The 16357-nt window shown below is 60.0% G+C and carries 14 protein-coding genes, 1 tRNA gene and 3 pseudogenes; 7 read left to right on the top strand and 11 right to left on the bottom strand.

Going from position 1 to position 16357, the window contains the following annotated elements:
- Positions 1-594, top strand: a pseudogene (locus tag AC5ZGW_RS34605) (IS256 family transposase); the annotation flags it as partial.
- Positions 595-1259: 665 nt separating this feature from the next.
- On the opposite strand, the gene AC5ZGW_RS34600 reads toward AC5ZGW_RS34605, so the two are convergent.
- Together AC5ZGW_RS34600 and AC5ZGW_RS34595 are read right to left on the bottom strand one after the other, a co-directional pair.
- On the bottom strand, positions 1260-2258 hold the full coding sequence (locus AC5ZGW_RS34600; protein WP_165435565.1) for a Bug family tripartite tricarboxylate transporter substrate binding protein: 999 nt from the start codon (positions 2256-2258) through the stop codon (positions 1260-1262).
- A 134-nt stretch (positions 2259-2392) separates the two neighbouring features.
- Positions 2393-3616 (bottom strand): FAD-dependent oxidoreductase, encoded by a 1224-nt coding sequence (locus tag AC5ZGW_RS34595; protein WP_130229811.1) that lies wholly within the window; start codon positions 3614-3616, stop codon positions 2393-2395.
- Between the two features lie 351 nt (positions 3617-3967).
- Between AC5ZGW_RS34595 and AC5ZGW_RS34590 the strand changes: the two genes are divergently transcribed.
- Positions 3968-4945, top strand: a complete 978-nt coding sequence (locus AC5ZGW_RS34590; RefSeq protein WP_080663741.1) for a LysR substrate-binding domain-containing protein — start codon at positions 3968-3970, stop codon at positions 4943-4945.
- A gap of 743 nt (positions 4946-5688) precedes the next feature.
- Positions 5689-6144, top strand: coding sequence for a VOC family protein (locus tag AC5ZGW_RS34585; protein ID WP_245475068.1), 456 nt, complete (start codon positions 5689-5691; stop codon positions 6142-6144).
- A 37-nt stretch (positions 6145-6181) separates the two neighbouring features.
- Here the strand turns inward: AC5ZGW_RS34585 and AC5ZGW_RS34580 are convergent, their stop codons facing one another.
- The 3 genes from AC5ZGW_RS34580 to AC5ZGW_RS34570 all read right to left on the bottom strand — a co-directional run bounded on the left by AC5ZGW_RS34580 (position 6182) and on the right by AC5ZGW_RS34570 (position 9420).
- Positions 6182-7063 (bottom strand): thiamine pyrophosphate-dependent enzyme, encoded by an 882-nt coding sequence (locus AC5ZGW_RS34580; RefSeq protein ID WP_130229812.1) that lies wholly within the window; start codon positions 7061-7063, stop codon positions 6182-6184.
- 712 nt (positions 7064-7775) lie between these two features.
- Positions 7776-8819, bottom strand: a complete 1044-nt coding sequence (locus AC5ZGW_RS34575) for an alpha/beta fold hydrolase (RefSeq protein WP_130229813.1) — start codon at positions 8817-8819, stop codon at positions 7776-7778.
- A 100-nt stretch (positions 8820-8919) separates the two neighbouring features.
- On the bottom strand, positions 8920-9420 hold the full coding sequence (locus AC5ZGW_RS34570) for a ferritin-like domain-containing protein (protein WP_130229814.1): 501 nt from the start codon (positions 9418-9420) through the stop codon (positions 8920-8922).
- A 662-nt stretch (positions 9421-10082) separates the two neighbouring features.
- Between AC5ZGW_RS34570 and AC5ZGW_RS34565 the strand changes: the two genes are divergently transcribed.
- The 4 genes and pseudogenes from AC5ZGW_RS34565 to AC5ZGW_RS34550 all read left to right on the top strand — a co-directional run bounded on the left by AC5ZGW_RS34565 (position 10083) and on the right by AC5ZGW_RS34550 (position 13644).
- On the top strand, positions 10083-10313 hold the full coding sequence (locus AC5ZGW_RS34565) for a DUF2934 domain-containing protein (protein ID WP_456640799.1): 231 nt from the start codon (positions 10083-10085) through the stop codon (positions 10311-10313).
- A 169-nt stretch (positions 10314-10482) separates the two neighbouring features.
- Positions 10483-11766 (top strand): SDR family oxidoreductase, encoded by a 1284-nt coding sequence (locus AC5ZGW_RS34560; RefSeq protein ID WP_130229818.1) that lies wholly within the window; start codon positions 10483-10485, stop codon positions 11764-11766.
- A pseudogene (locus AC5ZGW_RS34555) lies at positions 11766-12229 on the top strand (DUF2269 family protein). Before AC5ZGW_RS34560 ends, AC5ZGW_RS34555 begins: the two are co-directional and overlap by 1 nt.
- Positions 12230-12360: 131 nt before the next feature.
- Entirely contained in the window at positions 12361-13644 is a 1284-nt protein-coding gene (locus AC5ZGW_RS34550) for a DUF892 family protein (protein ID WP_130229815.1), read from the top strand.
- Between the two features lie 41 nt (positions 13645-13685).
- Here AC5ZGW_RS34550 and AC5ZGW_RS34545 read toward each other — a convergent pair.
- From AC5ZGW_RS34545 to AC5ZGW_RS34520, 6 genes and pseudogenes are all read right to left on the bottom strand, one after another.
- Positions 13686-13781 (bottom strand): annotated as a pseudogene (locus tag AC5ZGW_RS34545) (metallophosphoesterase family protein); the annotation flags it as partial.
- Positions 13782-13961: 180 nt separating this feature from the next.
- Positions 13962-14282, bottom strand: a complete 321-nt coding sequence (locus AC5ZGW_RS34540) for a hypothetical protein (RefSeq protein WP_130229816.1) — start codon at positions 14280-14282, stop codon at positions 13962-13964.
- Between the two features lie 67 nt (positions 14283-14349).
- A tRNA-Phe gene (locus tag AC5ZGW_RS34535) sits at positions 14350-14425 on the bottom strand.
- Between the two features lie 164 nt (positions 14426-14589).
- On the bottom strand, positions 14590-14796 hold the full coding sequence (yacG, locus tag AC5ZGW_RS34530) for a DNA gyrase inhibitor YacG (RefSeq protein ID WP_130229817.1): 207 nt from the start codon (positions 14794-14796) through the stop codon (positions 14590-14592).
- Positions 14797-15429: a Maf-like protein gene (locus AC5ZGW_RS34525; protein ID WP_028164431.1), complete on the bottom strand. Its 633-nt coding sequence runs from the start codon at positions 15427-15429 to the stop codon at positions 14797-14799.
- Between the two features lie 429 nt (positions 15430-15858).
- A complete protein-coding gene (locus AC5ZGW_RS34520) occupies positions 15859-16323 on the bottom strand; it encodes an arsenate-mycothiol transferase ArsC (protein WP_028164430.1) in 465 nt (154 codons plus the stop codon).
- Between the last annotated feature and the right edge of the window lie 34 nt (positions 16324-16357).

Below are 16357 nucleotides of genomic sequence, written 5' to 3'. Positions count from 1 at the left end.
CTCCTGATCGACGTCAAGCGGCGCGGGTTGCAGATCGCCCCGGAAATTGCCGTCGGCGACGGCGCGCTCGGCTTCTGAAAGGCGCTCGACGAGGTCTGTCCCGGCACACGGCACCAGCGATGCTGGGTGCACAAGACCGTGAACGTCCTGGACAAGGTCCCGCTCTCGGTGCAGGCCACCATGAAGAAGGATCTGCGCGAGGTCTACTGGGCGCCGAACCGGGCGTCCGCCGAAGCGGCGATCGACGTTTTCGCCGAGAAATACCGCGCCAAATACGGCCGGGCGGTCGAATGTCTGGTCAAGGATCGCGACGCCCTGCTGGCCTTCTACGACTTTCCTGCCGAGCATTGGGATCACTTGCGGACGACCAACCCCATCGAAAGCGTGTTCGCCACCGTGCGGCACCGGACGGTGCACACCAAGGGCTCGTTGTCGCCAACCACCGCCAGGCTGATGGTGTTCAAACTGGTGATCGCCGCATCAAAGACCTGGCGGCGGCTCAAAGGCACAAATCAGTTGCCGAAGGTCATCGCAGGTGTCAGATTCAACGACGGCATCGAGGTCATCCAAATGCCGGCAAACCACGCCGCCTGATCACCTCATCACCCAAAATTCCGCATAGCTCCGTCATAGGCTCCAATGTCCGGTTTGCGCCATAACCTGCCGATCCTCCGATTTCGCTCGTGCGGTCGAAGCCGAAGTACGCCATTGGCGCGAGGGATCAGTTCTCAGAGACAACCCGACTGCTACCGGCTACGCGATGTCGCAATTCGCGTTCACGGGTACGATAGCCAGCACCATATCGTATGAAATCCTAGTTTGGGATGAGAAATCGTGGGCTAAAAATGGCCGGAAGCGACTGGAACCGCCGGCCACGCCCTGACAATCCGCGCAGATTCTTGGAATGCCAACGTTGGTATTCGTGTTGGTACCGAGATTTCGCCGTCATAAAATGCCAAATGAAATCAATAACTTGTCTGTCCAATTCGGCGCCGGCCAGGGGCACCATCTCGTCGCCAGTCGAGAGTGCGACCAGAGGCCGCCTTTGATGACAGCTCTCACCACCCGCTCACAAGGGTCGTCCCCATCCGCTTCAAGCACCCATAGCTTTGGGCAGAGGCACCCAAAGCGGTTTGCGCACATACACGTTTCTGTGGGCGAGAGGCGGGTTGCAGGCGTTGGGTGCTGTAGCGGCGGCCTACGTCTTCGTGCTGCAAGTGCTTCTCAGCGCGATCATCGGTGCCTTCTGATCGACAGCGTCAGTTGAAAACCTTTGCTTTTGCACGCTTCACGATATTTTCCATCCGCGCAGAATCCCTTGCGATGGTTTCTCCGAACTTGGCGGGCTCATCGGCGATCACGGTCAAACCAAGGCTTTCCAGACGAGCTGAGACGGTCGAATCTCGCAAGGCCTCCACGATGCACTTGTTGAGCTTCTCGATCACGTCCTTTGGGGTCGCCGATGGAGCAACAAAGCCGTACCAGTTGCCTGCGAGGAGATCAGGTGATCCTGCTTCCGGGGACGTCGGCACATCGGTTAGCTGCTTGCTTCGTTCAAGCGCGGTCACGACAATCGGCCTCAGCGCTCCGCTCTGCACCTGCTGGACGACATTCGACAGGTTGTCGCACATCATAGAAACCTGACCACCGACAACATCCTGGAGTGCCGGAGCTGCTCCTGGGTACGGTATGTGAACGGCATCAATGCCTTCGAGCACCTTCAACGTCTCCCCACACAGGTGGCTCGTGCTCCCATTGCCGGCCGAAGCAAATGTCAGCTTGCCCGGCTCAGCTTTGGCCAGCGCCACCAACTCCTTCAGCGAGCTTGCCTTGACCGACGGATTGACGACGATGATGTTCGGCGTCGAAGCGCCATTGGTGATCGGCGTGAAATCCTTTTCAGGATTGTACGTCGGCTTTTCATAGATCCATTGGTTGATCGTAAGCATGCCAGTCGTCGCAAGCAGAATGGTGTGGCCATCCGCTGGTGACGAAGCGACGCGAACCGCCCCGATCGAGCCGTTTGCGCCGCCGCGATTTTCGATAATCACCGGAACACCGAGCGACTTGGACATCAACGGACCCACCAATCGTGGAATCGCGTCGGCGGTGCTTCCGGCAGGATACGGGACGACAATCGTAATCATCTTTTCAGGGAATCCAGCCGCTGCCGCACCGGGCACCTCGAAGGATGCTGGCGATAGCAGTGCCGCCAAAATAAACGTCGCCCACTTCATCGGTCGATCATTGCTTCGCATTCTGAACATCCTGCATGACATCTTGGCGAACCATGGCATTGACTCCTCCAAGTTCACTGGTGCCTCCACTGACGTGGTTCTTGCCCGGCCGACAAGCCGGTTACCGTCGACATCGTCCAAGAGAGAATTGGTGATCACCCCTGGTCGGCCGCGGCGACATGCAGCGAAGCTGCCCGCTCGAGCGAGTCCAGCATTGCAATTCGGCGCAGGAGCGCTCGTCCCTTTTCCGGATCGGCGACCGCGGCGCGAATGTCGTCGCGGAAACGCGCGCGGTCAGCTTCATCTTTCGCCTCGAGATTCTTCTTGTTGCGAATGGTATCGCCCTGAATGGCCTGCATCGTGACCGTACGACGCTGCAGATCGTAGTCGGCGAGAACGCGCTCATTGGCCGTACCATTGATGACCGAACCCAACTTCGCCGTCAGGTTCAATGCGTCGTGAATGCCGCCATTCATGCCCATGCCGCCGAGCGGATTGTTGATATGGGCGGCGTCGCCAACCAGGAAGGCGCGACCTTTCCGGAAGTTCGCGGCGACGCGCTGATGCACACGGTACAACGTCGTGTGGAGGATGGGGGCGTCCATCTCGGCGGGAACGATCCGCCGGATCGACGCCGTCACATAGTCTTCGGAGAGCGCCTCGGCATCGGAGATTTCCGCAGCCACCGGCATCATCACGCGCCACGCTCCGAGGATACGGAGAAGGAAGTACCAGCGCTCGGGATCGGCGACGTAGCTGACCGACGACACACCCGGGCGAAGCACCGTGAAATCGACCGGAGTTGTCATCACCAGAAAGCGCTCGGGCCAGGTGAAGCCCTCGAATTTGATGTCCTGGCTGCGGCGTACGATGCTGTTCGCGCCATCGGCGCCGATCAGCCAGGCACATTCACGTATGGTGTCGCGTCCCTGGGCCCCGACCACGACCTTGACGGCATCGCTCGTCTGCTCGACGGATTTGACCTCGCTGCCGAACGCGATCGAGAACAACGGGTTGTCGGACAAAGCATCCAAAATGATGCGCGTCAGCTTGAACTGCTCGGCCTGCAGGCGGAACGGGTGCCGCACCAGATCGGAAATCGCCGCGAAGTCGAACGTCCCGAGCACGCCGTCTTCGGACGAACTGTATTGAACAGTCGGCGCCTTCAGGCCCTGCGCAATCAGGGTGCTGGCGAAACCGAGATCATCGAGCATGTCCAGCGTGGGCGGATGGAACGTCGATGCGCGCGACTCGCTGCTCAGTTGGTCGTTCTTCTCCAGCACCAGAACCGGGATGTTCTGTCGCACCATATCTGCCGCTGCCACCATGCCTACCGGCCCTGCCCCAGCGATGATGACGGGAGGCTTCGCATTACTCATTGTATCAGGACCTCTTGCAGAAATTTCGAGCGTATCCAGCAAACGGCGTGCCGCCTTGCCCGTTCACGTCATTGCCAACGATCAGATCACCGGCCAGCCGCTCTCCATGTCGAGCGTATGGAACTCGTGATGCAATTTGTTGACCGCCACGGATATGCCCCTTGAGATTGATCTTTGAAGCGCCTGCAGGGTGGCTGGCGCTGCAGCTGAGATTCCCAACGCCATTGAGGGGCGCGGCCTTGATGAAGGCCGCAGCTCAATAGGCTCTAATCATCCGCACCAGTTTGTTGCCTCACGTTTAGGCATGCAAACAATTTAATCTGCGGATATCTTGCGTTTTTGGAATGAACTATGCGACGCAGAATACCTAGCCTCGGCGCGCTGATGGCCTTCAGCGCGGCTGCCAAGCACCTCAGCGTCACGCGTGCCGCCAGCGAACTCGCGCTGAGCGAAAGTGCGGTCTCGCGCCAGATCGCGCAGCTGGAGGCGCAACTCGGCGTCAGACTCTTCCACCGGATCAAGAAGCGGATCACCCTGACGCGTGCCGGAACAGCTTACAGCACCCGTGTAGCGCAGACGATCGAGCGGATCGAGCGCGATACACTCGAGATCATGGGCTACGAGGCCGACGGCACGGTTCTGGACATCGCGGCGCTGCCCACCGTCGGCACCGAATGGCTCATTCCGCGCCTGCCGGACTTCTATGCTCGGAATCCCGGCATTGCCGTCAACGTGAGTGCGCGCAACACGCGCTTCTTCTTCAGCGAGACCGCTCTCGATGGTGCGCTATACTTCGGTGAGCCCGACTGGCCCGGCACGCAAGCGGACTATCTGTTCGACGAAGTTCTTCTGCCGGTCGGATCGCCGAAGCTTATCGGCAAGCGCGCCGAACTGCGAGCGAGTGAGATTGCCGAATTGCGGCTTCTGCATCTGGTGTCGCGACCCGATGCATGGCGTCGCTGGTTCGATGCTGCGGAACTTGGCGGCACGAATGTGATCCGCGGGCCACGCTTCGATATTCAATCCACTTTGATCAGCGCAGCGAACTCCGGTCTTGGCGTGGCGCTGCTTCCTGAATTCCTGATTTCCGACCAGTTGGCCTCCGGCAAGCTGAAGGTGCTGTCGAGCCTCACGTTGAGAAGCGCCGGCTCGTACTATTTCGCCTGCCCGGAAGAGAAAGCCGACAATCCCCTGCTCTCGGCATTTCGTGCATGGCTCCTGACGCAAGCAGGCACGTCGGCGCCACCGGCACTTCGAACGGCCGGTAGGCAAACTGGTCCTAACGCAAGCCGACGCTCAACCGTATCTCGCTCTGGGAAGCAGTTTTGACGCCGTCGCAACCTCGCTCGAACGCCTAATGCCTAAGACGCGACGTGTGCAAGTGACCAAATGAGGGCCTGACGGAGAGCGCCTGCAAAAATTTGGTCGCTCCGCCTGAGTGGAGTTCCGTCACGGCGACATGTTCGCTTCCAGGAGGGATAGAAGTGATCGCACTGTCACTGGTCGCCGACGTCCGACCATTGCGGTCACGAGATGTCCGGCTAGGTGCCCAATTCAATCCGTGGCAGGCTCATGTGATGGTCGTGCTCACGTGCTCGAAGCGGACCGATGCTTAGCGGATCTCATCGTTGCGATTTAGTTGCGGCTTTCTTGGGGGAGAACATGCTCCTAACTCGCGGCTCGGGGCTCTCGAGCTTGGTTCTGATCGGGGTGCGCTCGACGTTTGTTCGCGCCCAAGTTAAGGGAGGCGCTCCAGGAACCAGTCGGACTGATGTGCTTCGGAGACGGGTATCGCGGGATCGCGAGCTCCGATAGAGCCGCTGATGGGCCGAGAACAATCAATGACTTACTGGTCGCACCGAACGACTTGTCCGGCAGAAGATGGGGTTTCGTCGCACGGTCATCCGCGCGCGTATCGAGCACCTTTGATAAGCAATAAGATGCTGTTCGTGGGCGGTCAGCACACCGGCGCCGTCTCGCTGCAGTCATGACGCGCCCCCCGCGCATTGGAACAGGAACCACCTCCATGCGCGGCTCGTTTTGATTTCACCTATGGCTGCGGAGATCCGAATATGGCTATCCAATTCAATCATACGATTCTGTCGGCTCGCGACAGCAAGGCATCGGCCGATTTCCTGGCCGAGATGCTGGGGCTGCCGGCGCCGCGGCGCTGGGGACCGTTCTACATGGTCACCACCGAGAACGAGGCCAATCTCGACTATATGGAGATCCAAGGAGAGCTCGCGCGTCAGCACTATGCTTTCCTGGTCGGTGACGCCGAGTTCGACGCGATCTTTGATCGGATTCGCAAGCGGAAGCTGACCTACTGGGCGGATCCCGCGCGGCGCAAACCAAGCGAGATCAACGATCACGACGGCGGACGCGGCCTCTATTTCGCTGAACGGGCATCTGCTCGAAATCATCACGCGCCCATACGGCAGTGGCGGCTGGAATCCTTAGGCCATAACGCCGGAGGTGGGACGCAGAGGGTGACAGCGCGATGTCACAACTACGGCACGGGATCCTGAACGATCCGATCACCTTTCCGTACGGTCAAGCGTGCCTTCATACAGCGATACTGGCGGATGCGCGCCGGGATCGGCGATGATGTCCAGCAGGTTGAGCATCGGCGCCTTGGCCGCTTCGGCCAGGGCCGCGTCGAGATCGCGCGGGTCCATGACACGACCGGCCTTGGGCGCCGACCGCGCGTGCGATGAGAGCGTGATCCACCTGCCGCAAATGGGCGGATGAAGTATAGCGACCGAACTTCACCTTCTCGGCATCCTTTTGATAGCCGAGGACACCATTGTTGAGTACGACGACGGTAACTGGCACATCGCTGCGCACGGCGGTCTCCATTTCTGCCCAGACATGACCGAAACCGCCATCGCCGACGACGGCGATGACTTCGCTCGCAGGTCGCGCGAGCTTTGCGCCAAGTGCAAGGGGCAGTCCCCGGCCCAATCCTGCCAGACCACGCGGAGAGATGATGCGCGTTCTCGGATGCGATGTGCGAAGCTGGCCCACGATCCAGCTCGAAGCGTAACTTGCGTCGGGCACGACGATGGTGTCTGGACCAAGGCGACGCTGAATGGCAGCAAGAGTCCGCTCCGGGCGAATCGGTGAGGCGTCGGTCAGCCAGGGCGCACGATCGCGTTCGAAAGCCTCCCATGCTCCGGCGATGAACCGCTCGAGCTCGGCCTGGCTGCGGGAAGGATTCAGCGCCCTGCCTGCAAGTGCATCGGTCAATGCATTCAGTGTCTCCCGCGCGTCGCCTAACAGTCTCACGGATTGATGGTTGCGGCCGATCTCCTCTGGCGAAATATCGATATGCAGGACTTGGGCATCCCTGGGGATCAGGCGCCAACCGTCTGTGCCATCTTCATTGGTGCGGGTGCCTATCAGCAGGTTACATACCTTCTTGTACATATTTGAGAGGACATTCAATTTCCCTCGGGATCAAAAGAGAAGAGTTGGCGCCCTCGCGCGGCCATTGCCGGGGCGGAGCTATCCGCACCATCCCCACGTGCGAGCGCGTCAGGCTGATTTCGGCTTGTTGTTGAAATGAACGAGGGCTCGACGGCCCACGTATGTCAGCGCTCCGAGAGTCGTTTGGCCCCCGCGCGCGGCCTGGATGAGTTGCTCGGCGATATATTTTCGGCTCTCGTGGTCGCCGCCATTCGGCCACTCAGCGCAGACCTCATCTAGGACAATGTCCATGTTCGCTTGAACACGTTCAGCAAACTCGCCCATGCTCCGCCCTTGAGCTCGCGAAAATCCACCTGCACGTCTCTTATTTCGATGGACCCAAACTAAGGACCGCATTCAGCTCGCCAGCGCGCTCGGCTTGCCGCGCTTGCCGGAGCAGCTTTTCCCGCTCCGCGCCGGGCGACAGACATTTCGCGCGACCGCGAGCGCCGAGCTGATCAGCCGCTCCTGGAGCGAAATGGTCTGCTTGGCTCGATTGCGCTTGCGCTTGGCTTCCATGATCGAAAGTTAATCGCGGGAGCTTCAGAGCTACATTCAAGTATGTTAAGATGGCTGAAACATCACACGTGCGATCGACCACGGCCTCGTGAGTTACAATGTCAGGGGCGTTTGGTCGCCTGAGAACGCGAGCCGTTGATCAGCTCGGCTCGATTTCCTCGCAAATGGCTCGCTACCCCGCCTGTTGAAGAGAGGTCGCCTTGTCGCTGCGCTTCGAGCTAAGCGTCGTTGCTTCGCCAATGGCGATCATGACCTGATCAGGTGCGCTCTGATGCACCATGTGGCCCGCACCCTTCACGCGGTGAAAGGTACTGTGGGCTATCTCATGATGAAGCCGGGCCGATTGTTCGTCGATATTGGCAACTCGATCGCCCTCGCCTGCAATGATCACGACGGGCATCTTGAGTTCAGAATATTGCCTGCGGAACACGATGGCGTCGGGAATCATCAAAGCCGCCTCTCCCGCACCCGCTCGGATCTGAGAAGGCCGCATTGCCATCTCTTTGGGAAAGTACCTGAACTTCGGCGGCACCGGTGCGGGTGCGAATATCTTCCTCGTTAGAAGCGGCCACATCAACCGACTGAGAACGGGCGAGAGGGTATGGCTCAGGACGCTTCCGATGACGGGCAGGGCTGGCGGAGACTTAACCATGACGTCAAGCCGCGGGGTCGGATAATAGTATCCTGAAGCCAGCACTAGCGCCCGGACTGCATCGGGAAATTTCAGCGCAAGGGCTACCGCCACTGAAGCTCCCCATGAATGTCCGAGTACCACTGGATTAGAGATGCCCAACCTTCCGAGTGCCTTCTGAATGAGCTCGGCTTGTGCTTCGGGGGTCCACACAACACCGCGTGGCCGCTTAGTATGCCCGAATCCCGGGCGGTCGAACGCGATGACGCGGTAGGTTTGTGACGCCAATTGCAAAAGGCCACTTGTTTCGAAATCGGCGATCATGCTGCCGTTGCCGTGGAGCAGGACAAGTACATCGCCCGCGCCGCGCTCCAGATAGTGTAGCCGCACGCCATCTATCTCGAGAAACTCGCCCCCCGGTGGATTTTCTTGCTCCGCATTCGCCGCTAGTTGCCGGTTCACGAGCGCCGTTGCTGCAAGGATCAGGGCACCGATCACCGCCGCACTAGCGTAAGTGTGATATTTAGGCCCGCTTCCGGCTTCCACGGATGACTCCTGCCGGACTGTGTTGTGTCGTGCGTCCATTTGGCCGCTCCTTGCCTGGACGAGGAGTATTGCGCAGCGATGGCGAACCTCGGGTCGCCAATCTTCGTCAGCCCGGTCGGCTGAGAGTCATGGCCGCGACTCAAGCCGCCTGGCGCTCCTGAATGTCGACATACTGCATCGTGACCTTCTCGACATTCCCCTCGACCCAGTCCGCCATCCGCTCCTCCTCCTTGAGGGAGGCTTCCAGCAGCGGACGAGCCGAATCAGCTCCCGCGGCCCTGCAAAGTGCCAAAAGTGATTTATATGACGCGATCTCGTAGTGCTCGAATGCGTCATTGGCAAAGGTGTTCTTCAGGATTTCATCACCTGCCATCGAATGGCCCATCGCCATCATATTGGCCATGAAAGACTGGGCCGTATCCTTCAGGGTCGACGTGCTTTCGCCGTAGGTCTCCAGGCACTGCTCCAACCGACGGAGCTGCTCATTGGTCTCATCGAGGTGGCTGGTTACCCTGGATTTGACTTCCGGATATTCGTCGAGCCGCTCCGACTGCCGCTCCAGCAGCTCCCTTGCCTGGATCTCCATCGCGTGCGCATTGCGCAGGCCTACAATGAAGATATCTCGTGCTGTCGTAGCCATAGACGTTTCCTTTCTTCGGAGAATGTTAGTCACAAACCTACCTAGATAGCGGTTGTTCCTAGAAGGATCTGCACCGAAGCTCCGAGCCCGGGGCCGATCTTTAACGGGAAAGGCGTCTTATCCTCTTGATCGCGTCATCGGGACCACGCCAACTCAAAAACTCAAGCACTTTCGGCTCGAACGCATCCGTCGCTTGAAAGAAGTGCGCAAGCTCCTCCTTGGCACGCGAGGGCATGCGCTTTATCGGCCCAAGTGGGAAGTTTCAGGAAGTTTGTCATAGTCTTCGCATCACCTGCCTCTCTCCAATGTCTCCTCACTCGCGAATGCGATCAGCGAGATGGCAACAATTTCTCGCGCCGGAGGCACATTCGAAAGCTCAACTGCTGCTCGCCTACATGGTTGCTATGGTTGGGCTTTTCTGGTGAGGAAAGCTAACCTTTGTTGGTCTCGCGATGATGAAGAACATTCAGGTCGCGCCGCACCTGCACCTCCCAGTATAGGGTCAAACGGTGCATTCAACGAAAGCCCTCGATCTCCCACTAGGCGGCTGGGCCAGAGCCGCGCGAGATCAGCGGCCTGACTGAAGCTTCGGGAACACTCGGCGGTCGTCCGTATTTTCATCCGATGACAAGGTGCTACCTCGACGGCGATCCCGCGGTGGAATGCCCGATCGAGCAGTGGGGCGGAATGGCCCCCTCCTGAGCGGAGCGCGACAAGCCATGGCGGATCCGAATGACCACGAAATCCGAGTTCGTGCGCATCGACTATGGGAAGCTGCGGGGAGACCCGAAGGCAGGGATGAGGAGTTTTGGCGCCGTGCGGAACTGGAATTGCGGACGGAAGCCGAACAATTGGACAAGCTAAAGGAGCCACCAAACAATCTTCCGGGATGAAGTCGACATCAGGAATCTCTGCTCCTGAACGTTCCGGCGCTTCGCGGACCAGTCTGGATAGGGCAGCTTGCGCGCGGCCTGGAGAGCAGAACGTGGCGGAGAGCTGACGTGTGGCTTGGACTTGGTGAAGTGCCTGGAGCAGCAGGCGGCAAACCTGCTGAAAGAACCAATGAGGATTGTGGTCTCAGGTGCGACGGGTCTGATTGGATCTGCGGTCGCGACTCGTCTCGCACACGAGGGGCATCAGGTGATTGGGCTCGCTCGCCATGCAACTCGTCAATTGCCGATAGCTGAATGGGTGACGCTGGATATTGCATCCACCCGAAAACGGGAAGACTGGCTGTCAGTTCTCAGGGACATAGATGCAGTCGTGAATTGCGCAGGCGTCCTGCAGGATGGTAGGCGCGAGGATACCGAGGGCGTTCATGCAGCCGGAGTTGGCGCCCTGTTCGATGCCTGTGAGAAAAGTGGCGTCCGTCGCGTTATCCATTTTTCTGCGATCGGCGTCGATCGCGCGCAGCCATCGCCCTTTTCTTCAACGAAGTACGAGGGCGATCGCCGTTTGATGGCAACGGAGCTCGATTGGGTTATTCTCAGGCCATCGGTGGTCCTTGGTCGTCCAGCATTCGGCGCAAGCGCCTTGATCCGCTCACTTGCCAGTCTGCCTTGGGTCCCGCTGATGCCCGATACACGGCCCCTTCAGGTGGTGCAGCTGGACGACGTCGTTGATACCGTCTTATTCTTTCTCAAAGAAAATGCTCCGGCCCGCTTGGCGCTCGAGCTCGCCGGCCCCGAAAGACTGCAGATGGGAGAGATCATTGCGCGATACCGTAACTGGTACGATTGGTCGTCGGCCCGCTCGTTCGTAATTCCGCATCCGTTGTCGAAGCTCACCTACTGGCTCGGCGATGTTGCGGGAGCGCTAGGTTGGCGGCCGCCGGTACGAACCAATGCGGCGCGCGAAATTGCGAGAGGGGCCGTGGGAGACCCGCAGGGGTGGATCTCGATCACCGGCATCCCGCCTCGATCACTGGCGGAGGCGCTGGCGGCCGAACCCGCAACCATCCAGGAAAAATGGTTTGCCCGACTTTATCTGCTCAAGGCGATCATTTTCATTGTCTTGTCTTTCTTCTGGATCTGTACCGGCGTGATCTCACTGACGGTAGGTTACCCGAGCGGGGTGGAGCTGATGCGCGGCACCGGGGCAGGTCTGCTGTCCGTACCATCGGTTGTTGCCGGCGCGCTTGCAGATATTGCTGTCGGCCTCTGCATCGCTTGGCGCCCCCTCACGCGGCAGGGACTCTACGGCGCGATGGCGCTTTCGGCGTTCTACGCGGTGTCCGGCACCATTCTCCAGCCCGAGCTATGGATCGAGCCTCTTGGTCCCCTCTTGAAGATCATTCCGATCTTCGTGCTGCATCTGGTCGCGCTTGCGATCGTGGATGAAAGATAATGATCTATTTCCTTTTGAAATATGTTCACCTCATCGGAGCCGCGGTTTTGTTGGGTACTGGATCGCTTTTTTCATGCTCCGCGCGCACTTGACCGGAGACCCGGTGATTGTCGCGGCGATCGCTCGCATTGTCGTCCTCGCTGATTTCCTGTTCACGGCAACGGCCGTGGTGGCACAACCCTTGACCGGAATCGCGCTCGCGCACGAGGCTGGATATTCGCTGACCGAGAGCTGGATTGTGCTATCGATAGTCCTGTATCTCGTGACGGGCGCCTTCTGGCTTCCAGTTGTCTGGATTCAGATGCAACTGCGCAACCTGGCGACTGCCTCGGCAGCTGAACGAAAGCCGCTGCCTTCGCGATATCATAGGCTGTTCTGGGCCTGGTTTAGCTTTGGCTTTCCGGCATTCGGCGCCGTGATGGGCATTTTCTGGCTGATGATACAGCGCCCTTCGATCTGGTAGCCCTCTCATTGGGCCTTGACTATGTGAGCGTCCTTTCGCGCAGCATTCGGATTGCTGGCATCGAGAGCTCAGGAACGTCCTTCAATCTGGAGAGTTGTGGGCAGGTATTTCAGCATCCCGCGAGGCCCATCATGTATCATCACGTCAAGAAGCTCATGTATACCGTGCGCGTTGACGAGCCCGACCCTCGGTTCGGCAATATGCTTCTCGAGCAATTTGGAGGAGCGAATGGAGAGCTGGCGGCGGCGATGCAATACTCGATCCAGGGGCTCAACTGCGAAGACCCGGATCGCAAGGACCTGCTGATGGACATCGGCACGGAGGAATTAAGTCATCTCGAGATCGTCGGCTGTCTCGCCCGTATGCATCTTAAACCGACGAAGTTCGATCGTGAGAAGGCCGAGGCCGATCCATTGATCGCGATCGCAGGCGGTGGAGGCGTCAATCTGTTCAATTCGCAGGGAAATCCCTGGACGGCGGATTATCTGAAGATCACCGGCGAATTGGACGTTGATCTCCGCAGCAACATTGCGGCCGAGGCGCGCGCGAAGATCGTCTATGAACGATTGATCAACTTTTGCGACGATGCGGGCAGCAAGGACGCACTGCAGTTCCTGATGACTCGCGAAATCACGCACATGAAGGCCTTTGCTGCCGCGCTCGAGAGCATGAAGAAGCCCGCGTTCTCGATTGGCAAGATCCCGCCGACTCCGGGCCTCGTGAATCAGTTCTTCAACGATTCGACCGGTGCTGGAGATGAAGGCGAGATCGATACTCGCGGGCCTTGGAACGAAGGCGGCGATTGGGAATTCATGGCCTCTCCGGCCCTGCTCCCCGAAGGCAACGGCGAAACGGCCACCGTGATCAAGACCGAGAGTTCCCCACCGACGGCCCCTGAGGGCGTGAGCGAGCTGCTTGTCCATGAACTGCGAGACATTCTGCACGCGGAGAAGCAGCTCACCAAGGCTCTTCCCAAAATGGCGAAGGCGGCCCGATTCGATCGCCTGCGAGAACTTTTCGAGCAGCACTTGATGGAGACGGAAGAACAGATTGAGCGGCTCAACGAGTGCTTCTCGCTGCTCGGGGAGACCGCACGAGCGAAGGCCTGCAAAGGCATGATGGGCCTGGTCGAGGAAGGCCAGGAAGTCATGGACGAGGGTGAGAAAAAGGAGGACGCGCTCGCGGACTTGGCACTCATCGGTGCGGCTCAGCGCGTGGAACATTACGAGATGTCGGCCTATACCACCGCAAAGAACCTCGCTCAGCAACTGCGGCACAGCGCCATAGTCGCGCTACTCTCGAAGTCCTTGGCGGAGGAAGAGAACGCCGATCAATTGCTCAATCAGGTCGCCCGCACGTTGATGTCAGTGGCGAAAATGCCTGCAGCGATCGAACAGGCGGAGGAGGAAACATAAGATTCCACCGTCAACCATCGCCTGCGGTCACCGATGCAATCAAGGTGGTGAATGAGCGGCGAAATGCGATTTGCGGTCAGCTCAAGGGTCGCCAGCGTGACAGGCAATTTAAAGCGCCGCGGCCCCGCGCTGCCTGGAAATGAAAGCCGGTGCTCCCGACGGGGACTGTTCATCCGAAGGCGGCTGCCATAGGTCCGGCCGCAACGACCTGGTCAGCGCCCTCTTCTCGTCAGCTCTGGCATTATCGCGTAGGCAACCGCGGTGGTATTTCGAACCCGGTCCGAAGCCTTGGCGGCCTGATCGACCGCCGATGACCCTCAACGGCACCAATGGCGCGAAGAATGCGACGCCCGCATTTGCGCCCCGAAGATGCTTTGACGCAGGCGAGCAGATCGAGCGTCGGGATGTTGCAAGTGGAAGGGCAACGTAAGCTGCTCTATTAGGTCAAAATCGATCGGGCGACCGAGGCGAACGTCATCACCCTGCATCCGGCGACTATCGCCGTCTATCTCGATGCGGTGGAGCAGCTCGCGAAAGCGCTTTCGGCTGCCGATGCCAAAGCTGCATGCCTCAAGCTGCGCGAACTCACTGACAGCATCGTCGTCGCGCCGCGGATCAGGCCTGGCGATCCGATCCATTTCGAAGTTCGCGGGCGCCTAGCCGCCCTGATGCAGCCCCACCCCAATAAAATGTCGGTGGGAGCGTTGGTGCCCAGGGGCGGAATCGAACCACCGACACTGCGATTTTCAGTCGCATGCTCTACCAACTGAGCTACCTGGGCAGGTCGCGAGACGGCCGGAAAAGGCCGAGCGAGCGGGCGGGTTATAGTGGGGTGGAGGGCCGCTGTCCACCCGCCTTCGCCTTTGGCTACCGCGCGGCGAGCCCGGCCTGGCGGAGGGATCCTGATCGAACCGGCCTTTTCCACAACTTATTGGTAAATCTAACCTATTCCTCCTCGGCCTGGTCGTCACGGCCGGGGACGATGTAGGTGCCGGAGAGCCAGCGGTTGAGGTCGACGTCACGGCAGCGGGCGGAACAGAACGGGCGGAACGCATGCTCGGCGGGCTTGCCGCAGATCGGGCACGGTCTGGACGGCTTCTCGGCCTTCGCAGGCGCCTCCGCGGCGCCCGCCTGTTTTCGCTGTTCCGGCATTCAACCAACCGTAGCGGTGTTCAGCCAGCCGTATCGGATCGGAAAACCTTCGCCGCCGAGCAGCGTGACCGTTTCATAGAGCGGCAGGCCCACGACATTGCTGTAGGAACCGACCATCTTGACCACGAAGGAGCCGGCGATGCCCTGCACGGCGTAGCCGCCAGCTTTGCTGCGCCATTCGCCCGAACCGATATAGGCCTGGATGTCATCCTCACTCAAACGCTTGAAACGCACGCGGGTTTCGACCAGCCGCTGACGGAACGCTTCCCTTGGGGTCACGACGCAAATCGCGGTGTAGACGCGGTGGTTACGGCCCGACAGCAGTCTCAGGCACTGCGCGGCCTCATCCACCAACTCGGCCTTGGGGAGGATGCGGCGGCCGACCGCGACCACGGTGTCGGCGGCCAGGATGAAGGAGCCGCGGATGTCGTCGTCGAGCTGCACCGATTTCAGCGCCGCTTCGGCCTTGGCCCGCGCCAGACGATTGGCACAGGCGCGCGGCAGCTCGCCCCGCCGCGGGGTCTCGTCGACATCGGCCGGACGCAGCGCATCCGGCTCGATGCCGGCCTGGTTGAGCAGGGCCAGCCGCCGCGGCGAGCCGGAAGCAAGAACGAGTTTGGGACGGCCAAGCATGCAGGCTCTTGGAAGAAGCAGGATTGGGTGGGTAAGCGCGCGCGGAACCTATCGGAAGGGGCCTTGTTTCACAACCGTGGAACCCGGCTGCGAATCATTTCCATCAGGAGGGTACGCGCCCCATAAGCACAGCTCTTTGTCAGGGAAGCGACAAGGGGGCAACCGTGAGCGCGCGGCCAACGATGACATCTGACTGCCGTCCTGTGCGTGCGGAGAGAATCGCCCATCCGGCGCTTCGCGCCACCTTCTCCTACAAGGGGAGAAGGTTGCCGTGGGAGTTGATGTGCCCTCGCCCCTTGTGGGAGAGGGCGGCTCAGGTGGTGGACGCGGACTCGATTGGGTGAGGGGTTGGCTCCGCGTGCGCTCGTCTCTCGATAGACCGGGGACCCTCACCCGGAGTGTGTGGCAGCGACGTGGGCAATTATACGCCTACTCGTTCGTGGCACCCGCCTTGGCAAAACGGCGGCGGATGCGGGTCAGGAGACCGTCGCAGACTTCGCGATAGGCCTGCAGTTTCTGCTCGCGGTTGCCTTCGGTGCCGGTCGGGTCGTGGGTCGGCCAGTATTCGACGTCGGCGGCGAGCGTGCGGGTCAGCTCCAGCGCCTTGTGGTGGGCTTCCGGGGACAACGTGACGATGAGGTCGAAGTTCAGCCCTTCCCAATCCTCGAGCTCGTCGAAGGTGATCGGCTTGTGGGCGGAGATATCCTGGCCGAGTTCGCCCATCACGGCGACTGCGAACGGATCGAGCTCGCCCTTTTTCACGCCCGCCGAGCGCACATAAAGCCCTTGCGGGAACATCTGCTGCAGCAGGCTCGCCGCCATCGGCGAACGCACGCTGTTCTGGCCGCATGCGAACAATACGGCCTGCGGATTGCGCGCGGGCGGCGCCCCCATCGCTCAAGCTTTGTTGGATTGCGGCCGCGCGCGC

Source organism: Bradyrhizobium sp. Crot121 (assembly GCF_059512385.1).
The sequence above is the reverse complement of the archived record's forward strand: the minus strand, read 5'-3'. Positions and strand labels throughout refer to the sequence as shown.

Coding starts and splice junctions, on each gene's coding strand:
- AC5ZGW_RS34600 (WP_165435565.1), bottom strand. CDS start 2,258: ATGCGAAGCAATGATCGACCGATGAAGTGGGCGACGTTTATTTTGGCG.
- AC5ZGW_RS34595 (WP_130229811.1), bottom strand. CDS start 3,616: ATGAGTAATGCGAAGCCTCCCGTCATCATCGCTGGGGCAGGGCCGGTA.
- AC5ZGW_RS34590 (WP_080663741.1), top strand. CDS start 3,968: ATGCGACGCAGAATACCTAGCCTCGGCGCGCTGATGGCCTTCAGCGCG.
- AC5ZGW_RS34585 (WP_245475068.1), top strand. CDS start 5,689: ATGGCTATCCAATTCAATCATACGATTCTGTCGGCTCGCGACAGCAAG.
- AC5ZGW_RS34575 (WP_130229813.1), bottom strand. CDS start 8,819: ATGGACGCACGACACAACACAGTCCGGCAGGAGTCATCCGTGGAAGCC.
- AC5ZGW_RS34570 (WP_130229814.1), bottom strand. CDS start 9,420: ATGGCTACGACAGCACGAGATATCTTCATTGTAGGCCTGCGCAATGCG.
- AC5ZGW_RS34565 (WP_456640799.1), top strand. CDS start 10,083: ATGCCCGATCGAGCAGTGGGGCGGAATGGCCCCCTCCTGAGCGGAGCG.
- AC5ZGW_RS34560 (WP_130229818.1), top strand. CDS start 10,483: ATGAGGATTGTGGTCTCAGGTGCGACGGGTCTGATTGGATCTGCGGTC.
- AC5ZGW_RS34550 (WP_130229815.1), top strand. CDS start 12,361: ATGTATCATCACGTCAAGAAGCTCATGTATACCGTGCGCGTTGACGAG.
- AC5ZGW_RS34540 (WP_130229816.1), bottom strand. CDS start 14,282: ATGGATCGGATCGCCAGGCCTGATCCGCGGCGCGACGACGATGCTGTC.
- yacG (WP_130229817.1), bottom strand. CDS start 14,796: ATGCCGGAACAGCGAAAACAGGCGGGCGCCGCGGAGGCGCCTGCGAAG.
- AC5ZGW_RS34525 (WP_028164431.1), bottom strand. CDS start 15,429: ATGCTTGGCCGTCCCAAACTCGTTCTTGCTTCCGGCTCGCCGCGGCGG.
- AC5ZGW_RS34520 (WP_028164430.1), bottom strand. CDS start 16,323: ATGGGGGCGCCGCCCGCGCGCAATCCGCAGGCCGTATTGTTCGCATGC.